This is a genomic window from Phytobacter massiliensis JC163, assembly GCF_000321045.1.
In the GTDB taxonomy this organism is placed as follows: Bacteria; Pseudomonadota; Gammaproteobacteria; order Enterobacterales; family Enterobacteriaceae; genus Phytobacter_A; species Phytobacter_A massiliensis.
In genome coordinates, this window is the sequence record NZ_HE578952.1 from 19,876 (window position 1) to 26,538 (window position 6,663).

Here is a 6,663-nt window from a genome sequence, read left to right on the forward strand (position 1 = left end):
GTTTTCAGAGCCATAAAAGCAATTAGCAGGTATTTTTCAGCCATGCTGGTTACGCCACATAACTGGGCGGCGGAGCAAATGCAGGTCGTGATAGACACGCGTAATGATCTGGTTCACCGCAATGGTATTACACCCAACCATGTAGAGGTACAAATCTGGCCTAACCGTGTGAAAGATACCATCCGGATCATTTTTGATTTTATTGATACAGCGGCAGCAACACTTCTTCAGGAGGATGCCCGGTACCGAACCGATAACGACACGTTTTAAAGGATATCCGTCATATGATGCCTACTCTCTCCAGGAACCCAGTACCTGTTTCGGCCATGCCGTTGCCAGTGGCTATCGATTATCCGGCAGCGCTGGCGCTGCGCCAGATGGCTCAGGTGCATGGTGAACTGCCAAAATACCTGCTGGCGCCGGAAATTAATGCCCAGATGAGCACCTTAGGGTGATCGAATGGTCTGTCTGATATTGAGCCTCGGCACCAAAGTGTTTCATGCCTTTCAGCTCCGGGATGCACATTCTCCCCTTTATTAGTGCAGCCACCAAAGACGCGCCGGTAATGAGCACTCCTTTATTATCCATTACCTGAGACTAACCGGCTGGCGCATCACCGCCGGGCAGCTCTGCAGTCTTCCTTAATCGCTCAGGATTGCCGTTATAAATATCGCCTGCGGCCAGAAGCCTGACAGCGGCTTTGCTGGTAATTGGCTTTGCCGCTTGGGCGCGCTGTTTCGGCTCAGCCGGATGAATATACTAAACTGGGCGTTTAAGCGATGGATAATAAGATAGCGGAGCCGGTAATAGTGCGAACACGATATCTAATTATAATAAATGCGATAAAAGCGGCTGAGCCCGTCACAGCACCTATGACGGACTCAGCCTTGATGAGTTTGAAAACCAGAATCTAGTTAAGATGATGTATACGCCTTCTAGGTAAGGTCATCTTTGACGTATTGATGCAGAAAAATCGCCAAGCTTAAATATAGCTTAACCATCTGAATTAATTATTTTTATCTTACAAATTTCAGACTGAAATCGCCAATGAAAGCTCTGTACGATTTTAAGAGCTAAACTAAGAACTATCCATCCACTATAGTGAGTGAATCGATTTGAGGAGCATTATGTGAAGTTATCACGCATATAGAATGTAACCACTATAGCAAGTAGAGAGGTGTTTAACTCACTATAGTGGATACTGTTTTAAAGTTGACCTTTCCTTATCTTCTCAAGCAGTGCAAGTTCTTCTTTGGTAAGCATAACCATCTCTCCCTCTGGTTCACGGGCTGGGTGCATATCACTGCTGGAATTCACCTGCTCTGGAAGCGATTCCGATAAGCTATGTTGCTTGAGTTTTGGCCTTCTATAGTGGATATGGAAATATACGACCCTACCACGTTTAATCTCTGTATAATCGAGGTAACCAATCTCTTTCAATTGCTCCATTGCCTTCCTTACGGTGGAGTTTTGGGTGATTGTCCTGGAGGTGAGGTTCAACCGTGCTCTAAGGCGAGCGAGCGAAACAGGAGCCGGATTGGATGGTAAGCTTTCGATAAAAGTATAAAGGGCTTGCGCTGACTCTTTTCTTGAAAGCTCATTTATCGCTTTCAACTGAAGCAATACTTTCTTATCAAATTGATATAACTCGAAAATTTTTGGGTCAGCCTGGAGCGTCACTTCATCCTTTTTTGCACTATATTTTGCTGACTGCACAAGGTGTGTAACATAGTATTCACCCTCTTTGTTACTAAACGAAATGGTGTTGGTAGCAATGCGAGTAAGTGAAGCATCAAGACGCTTACGCAGCTTTGCCGAAGAACGGGAAGAAGGGATACCACAAAGTTTCACAAACTCTACAAAAGGTAACGTTACGCTATCCCCTAAGACGTTGTATTTCGCGAAAGCATGAATGATTCCCACCCACGTTTTGAAATCATTATCCATATCCAGGCGGGCGCCAGTAATCTTAATATTTTCATAGCCTTCGGATTTGACTAGCGAAAGTTGCTTAAGCTCCTCCGTCACGTCCATTGATGACATCTGGCCAGTCCTGCCACGAGCAGTAGATTTGAGCGTAGGCACAAACAAGCCAAGCCGCATGAGTGCAACTGGTTGAACTGTATTATTTTTATTTGGAACAAGCGTAACCAGCTCCCCAGTCCTGCGATCCATCTCACTAAAAGCTTCGCTTATTTGCACTTTGCTATCGCCCACTTTCACCCCCAGCCCTATCAGGCAATTCACTCACTACAGTGGATATAAACTTTTATGGAAAGCTAATGCCCTATACTAAGCATCCTAAACACATCATGCTTCTGCTTCCTCACTATAGTGGATATACCTCGCAGATTACACCACTCTCTACAGTGGTTGTTACATACTATAGAGGATAAATGTCTCGAATGTTACTCACTATAGTGGTTATTACTCACTATAGTGGTTGTGCGCATCTATTTGCTAAATTGCGAGATATTCTAGCGGGTTAGGGGGAAAGCTTCTGGAATTCTAAGTGTGGAAAACAGTGTTTATAAGACATAAAACCTGCCAGGTTAAGAGGAAAAGTAACTAATTTTCATACATTTAGTATTCAGCGCACGTTGAGCATAAATATTGAGGACTTCTCCCTACAGTGGATACCTTTTACTTCCCGGAGCCGTTACGTTACTCCCTATAGTGGATAATCAACTATTTATAGTGGATGTTATGCTCACTATAGTGGTTATAAAACCATGCAATTCTCTGATTTTAAATGATTTATGGAGAAGGGGATCTTATAGGATCAATATTAGGATCTTTTCTGGATCGAATTTTTGGATCTATCCGGTGGATAACTTCAAGATATAGCTTCATATTTTTACTAAGAGCGTACATGCATCCTTTACCTTCCGTTCTCTTGCGCTTCCTCGAACTGACAGACTTCGCTAGTCAGTTCTGCGGCGAGCACCTCTATCTTTAAAAACTTAGTCACAACATAAAGCTCATTATCAGTAAGTGAAGTATCATTTCGGTTTACTGTTGTGCATTTATGCTGTATTTATGTTTAAAAATAGAAATCCTACATGCAAGGGGTTTTTAGGGATGGAGAATGTACAGCAAATGAACAAAGTTGCCGAGCGTTCGGAAAGAATGCTGCTTGCTCTGACAGAACAGATTCAGCAACAAAAGGATGAGCTAAAGGAAAATACTTTTTATCAGGTTTACGCGAAAGCCGCTCTTGCAAAGCTTCCTAAGCTTACTCGTGCGAGTGTCGATTATGCCGTTAGCGAAATGGAAGCTAATGGATACATCTTCGATAAGCGGGCAGCAGGTTCATCAACAAAATATGCAATGTCGGTTGAGAACATTGTTGACATCTATCATCACCGTGGCGTACCTAAATACCGCGACAGGCACGATGAAGCATATACCCTCTTTGTTGGTAACCTTAAAGGTGGCGTCTCAAAGACAGTATCGACGGTGTCTTTAGCTCATGCACTCAGAGTTCATCCTCATCTGCTTTTTGAAGACCTACGCGTACTTGTCATAGATCTTGATCCTCAATCTTCTGCAACGATGTTTTTAAATCACACACGATCTGTAGGAACTGTGGAAGCAACCAGCGCGCAAGCAATGCTACAGAATGTTAGCCGTGATGAGCTTTTGAACGAATTCGTAGTTCCCTCCATTATTCCCGGCGTAGATGTCATTCCAGCTTCTATCGAAGATGCTTTTATAGCGTCACGCTGGGAGGAACTTTGTGCAACTTATCTGCCTGGGATGAGTGCTTACTCAATTCTTCGAAAAAACATCATCGATAAACTTGCCCATGATTATGACTTCATTTTTGTAGATAGCGGACCTCATCTGGATGCTTTTCTGATGAATGCTATAGCAGCATCAGACATTCTCTTTACCCCAATTCCACCGGCACAAGTTGATTTTCATTCCACGCTTAAGTACCTGACTCGGTTACCAGAGCTTATATCGCTGATAGAAGATTCAGGCTGCCCTGTTCGCCTGAAAAAAATATTGGATTTATGTCCAAGCTACTGAATAAAGCTGATCACAAGCTGTGTCACAGCCTCGCTAAGGAAATCTTTGGAGGTGACATGCTTGATGTAGCTCTACCCCGACTCGATGGCTTTGAGAGATGTGGTGAGTCCTTCGATACTGTGATTTCAGCTAATCCTGCAACATATATCGGAAGCAGCGAAGCATTGAAAAATGCTCGTGCAGCAGCAGAAGATTTTGCCAAAGCTGTTTTTGATCGTATTGAATTTATTCGCATGAGCTGAGGAAGATATGAACAACAAAAGGATTACCATTGGTCGTACGCTGAACCATTCTCCTCTGAAAGAAAACAATTCGGACGATGCTTACACGGCAGTTTTTGTATTGAACTCTGGAAGAAAAGCTACTTTCCGTTTAGAAGTAGTACCTGCAGAAGAGGTGGAGGAAAAACATACGTCAGGCAAGAAACTAATGGCCGTGATCAGACTTCACTTACACCTGAATCATTACGAGACATTACCAGGACGCTAAAATTTCAACAGTTCTTCCCAGCAATAGGAGTCAAAGACGGTGAAAAAATTGAGATATTAGATGGTTCACGCCGCCGGGCTGCAGCTCTTATATGTCGGGCAGGATTAACAGTTCTCGTTACAGACACTGCACTAAAATCGGAAGAAGCTAGAAGACTGGCTAAAGATATCCAAACGGCCAAAGAACATAACATACGAGAAGTCGGCCTACGTCTCCTTGTCCTAAAGGATGCGGGCTTGAATCAGAAAGAGATTGCAGTGCAGGAAGGCCTTTCTCAAGCTAAAGTAACGCGCGCGCTCCAAGCTGCCAGTGTATCCAGTGATTTGATCACCCTTTTTCCTGTCCAGTCAGAACTGACATTCTCAGACTACAAATTGCTCTCCTCTATTGAAGAGAATCTGCATAAGGTTGACGTTGAGCTTAAGAACTTGATTGAAACGGTTACGCCTGACATCCATCTCACACTTGCAGATGAAGAGCTTGCAGAAGATGAAGTTAAAAATCGTATTCTTAAAATTCTACTTAAAGAGTCGGAGATCCTTACGAAACCAGGAGCTAAAGAAAGAGCGATTGTCGAAAACTTATGGAATTTTTCTGACAAAGACAGATTTGCTCGCAAGCGCTCAAAAGGACGTCTTTTCAGCTATGAGTTTAACCGCCTTCCTAAAAATGTTCAGGATGAACTTGATATAGCAATCGAGGCAGTACTGAAAAGGAATTTGAACTGAATGCTACATAAATTTTCGCCAAGATATTTTCACGGTTAACTATATGAATTTGAAAGATTAATCTTTTTAATTTCAGGGTGAAATCGCCAATTTTTTAGCCCATCATGTACATATAGTGCTATTCAGAACGTTGGCTGTTGGCACTNTAAAAACATAAAAATGCTCTCTACTCTGAGTAACCTTGGAAGCAAATTTGTGAATATTAACATTGGGGTAGCTATAGTTTTCTCGGGCATTATATGCCTTGCAGGCTGCAAACCGGATGAAGACAAAGCCATAGAGCTTGCCCAAAAAGAAATCTCGGAACTAACAAAAGATCCTGATTCAGTCCAGTTCCGTAATGAGCACTTTTTGCGAAAAGACTCAAAGTCTAGTAACTCGACAGTTGGAACTGTCTGTGGAGAAGTAAACGGGAAAACAATTGGGGAGCTTATGTTGGGTATCATTCCTTCTTTGTTACTCTGGAAATGACTCCTAAAGGAAGCTTCTCAACCGGGGTAAATTACAAAATTATTAAAATAGGCATCGCACCTTCTGCAGGGCACGAACTACAGCGATTTAAACAGCTTTATCGCTCTATTTGTGATATTGAAACCATCCCATAAAGCTAAATTTTTCGACAGCTTCAAATTATTCTGCATTCTTGAATCTAAACGCTTGTCGGTTCAACACTCACCAAGGACGGTTTGTGCATGAAAACTTTGATGAAAGAATGATTTCTTTATAGAAAATTTTGTGCCTGCCGTTATTCTACCAGTAATTAACTTACACTTCCTATTATGCTAACTGGCTGTGCAATGTTATACCTTTGCGGCGAGCTGTGTCTGCTGCTTAGGTTCTGGCGAGATAATCAACACTCGTGAATAATTTTGTGATTTATTTCAATGAATGAGGGCAGTTTGTCACACTCGCGTCGTTCTGAACCACGTCAGTTCTGGGCTCGCGTACTGTCTAAAAAGATAGATCTAAAAACATATATAAAAAGATCCTTTATAAACAGCCGGTGGATAAGTGGATAAGGCCGTATTGATATAAGTGTGGCATCGAGCGTAAGTGGAATATGTTCATTCAGTTCCCTGGTGCTTCCTCGACCGTTCGCGGGCTGCGCCCGGTCACTTGTCTGTGGCGAGCACTGTCAGCTTTCTCAAAGACGGTCTTTATTATCGTATCCGGGCCAAAGGGATCTCGTTCCAGCGGGTGGTATAAGCGGGTGAAAGCATTTCTCTTTTCATCTGCCATTCAGGTGCGATCCCGCATCCTGTGAAAAAGACATTGCCCAGCCCTGAGTTATTTATGCCATCAATGACCTTCATCAGTTGCTCGCTGCCGGGACGAGGCAGATACTCATCGAACAGATTCAGCTGCGCCACGCCGGTGGGGGTAAAATCGTTAAGCATGATACCTGCTTTCG

The 6,663-nt window shown here is 43.0% G+C and carries 2 protein-coding genes and 5 pseudogenes; 4 read left to right on the forward strand and 3 right to left on the reverse strand.

Features of this window, described 5'->3' with window-relative positions; genetic code table 11:
* Together ENTHG_RS23115 and ENTHG_RS23120 are read left to right on the forward strand one after the other, a co-directional pair.
* Positions 1-270 (forward strand): annotated as a pseudogene (locus ENTHG_RS23115) (hypothetical protein); the annotation flags it as partial.
* 14 nt (positions 271-284) lie between these two features.
* Positions 285-434 (forward strand): annotated as a pseudogene (locus ENTHG_RS23120) (phage integrase family protein); the annotation flags it as partial.
* On the opposite strand, the pseudogene ENTHG_RS26555 reads toward ENTHG_RS23120, so the two are convergent.
* A pseudogene (locus ENTHG_RS26555) lies at positions 427-756 on the reverse strand (hypothetical protein). The pseudogenes ENTHG_RS23120 and ENTHG_RS26555 sit on opposite strands and share 8 nt — an antisense overlap.
* A gap of 450 nt (positions 757-1,206) precedes the next feature.
* Complete coding sequence (locus ENTHG_RS23125; RefSeq protein ID WP_044185898.1) at positions 1,207-2,175, reverse strand: RepB family plasmid replication initiator protein; 969 nt, start codon at positions 2,173-2,175, stop codon at positions 1,207-1,209.
* Positions 2,176-3,081: 906 nt separating this feature from the next.
* On the opposite strand from ENTHG_RS23125, the pseudogene ENTHG_RS23130 reads away from it, so the two are divergent.
* Together ENTHG_RS23130 and ENTHG_RS23135 are read left to right on the forward strand one after the other, a co-directional pair.
* Positions 3,082-4,277 (forward strand): annotated as a pseudogene (locus ENTHG_RS23130) (AAA family ATPase).
* A 7-nt stretch (positions 4,278-4,284) separates the two neighbouring features.
* Positions 4,285-5,252 (forward strand): annotated as a pseudogene (locus ENTHG_RS23135) (ParB family protein).
* 1,160 nt (positions 5,253-6,412) lie between these two features.
* On the opposite strand, the gene ENTHG_RS23145 reads toward ENTHG_RS23135, so the two are convergent.
* The coding region (locus tag ENTHG_RS23145) for a DUF4113 domain-containing protein (RefSeq protein ID WP_122959191.1) at positions 6,413-6,663 on the reverse strand (251 nt) is incomplete at its 5' end.